Below are 1,276 nucleotides of genomic sequence, written 5' to 3'. Positions count from 1 at the left end.
CTCAAAGTCAAGTGGCTAGTGCAACGCCGCTAGGCGGCTTGATCGAGGAGGGCGGCTAGGCGTTGGGCCGGGGTATCGAGATCCAGGGTGGGGCGCGGCCTGGTGTTGAGTTTGTCTTGGATGCGTTTGAGGTCGGCTTTGGTGTGCACCCGCAGGTCGGTGCCCTTGTCGAACCAGAACCGCAGCAGTCGGTTGGTGTTCTCGTTGGAGCCGCGTTGCCACGGCGAGTGTGGGTCGCAGAAGTAGACCGGGGCCTGTAGCTGCAGTTCGATGTCGCGCCAGCGGGCCATCTCGCTGCCTCTGTCCCATGTGATGGTGCGCCGCAGATGAGCCGGCAACTCGCTCATCGCCTCGATCATCGCGGTGGCCACCGACTCGGCCGTGTGATCGTCAGGCAGGTGCAGCAGGATCGTGAACCGGGTGCTGCGTTCGACGAGGGTGCCGATCGCCGAACCGTTGCCGGCACCGAGGATCAGATCCCCCTCCCAGTGCCCGGGTACGGCGCGGTCGGCGGCTTCGGCGGGTCGCTGACTGATGGTGAAAGCGCTGGTAAATGTGCCGGGGCCCCGTGTGGAGCCAGTGCGGGATCTGCGGGTGCTGCGTTTGGTCGACAACTGCTTGTGCAGATCGGCGCGCAGTTGGCCGCGGCCCTGCACGTAGAGGCACTTGTAGATCGTTTCGTGGCTCACCTGCGCCAGCCTGTCATCAGGGTGATCGCGGGCCAATACCTCGGCGATCAGCTTCGGACTCCACCCGTCATCCATCCAGGTAGTGACCTGATCGCACAATCTCGGGTCGTCGAGCTTGAATCCTTTGGGACGCTTGGCATTCTTGGTGGCTCGGGCATGCGCCATCCTGGCGTGGTAATCCCCGTCGGGGTTGCGGTTTCGACTGATCTCACGGCTGATAACCGACCGATCGCGCTCGAGCTCCCGGGCGATCTCGACTTGGCTAAGACCACGGTCGAGACCTCGCATGATCTCGACCCGTTCACCGAAGCACAGCCGATGCCCACGGCCACCGGACCCGTTCAGATCACCAGGATCGGCCAGGCCCCGATCCCCACTGCCCATCAGTAACTTCATCGCTCCAGCGTCACGCCACCACACCCAAGCCGAGGTCGTCGACACGCCCATCTCCCGCGCCGTTCGGATCAACGGAGCTCCCTGACATACGCGGTCGAACAACTCCCGCCGCGTCGCCAACGAATGCGGATACCCACTCGGCATGACAACCCCCAGATCAATGGATGTTGCACTGACCGTATGAATCTGCC

1 protein-coding gene is annotated in these 1,276 nt (G+C 63.6%); it reads right to left on the bottom strand.

What is annotated here, in order from left to right:
* Positions 1-29 precede the first annotated feature (29 nt).
* Entirely contained in the window at positions 30-1,229 is a 1,200-nt protein-coding gene (locus ACJH71_RS22260) for an IS30 family transposase (RefSeq protein WP_406760149.1), read from the bottom strand.
* Positions 1,230-1,276: the final 47 nt, after the last annotated feature.

This window comes from Mycobacterium sp. SMC-15 (assembly GCF_045310925.1).
Taxonomy (GTDB): Bacteria; Actinomycetota; Actinomycetes; order Mycobacteriales; family Mycobacteriaceae; genus Mycobacterium.
This window is presented reverse-complemented; position numbering and strand designations above follow the sequence as displayed.

What these genes read in the sequence shown, in the direction of transcription:
- ACJH71_RS22260 (WP_406760149.1), bottom strand. Translation starts at nt 1,229, where the DNA reads ATGCCGAGTGGGTATCCGCATTCGTTGGCGACGCGGCGGGAGTTGTTC.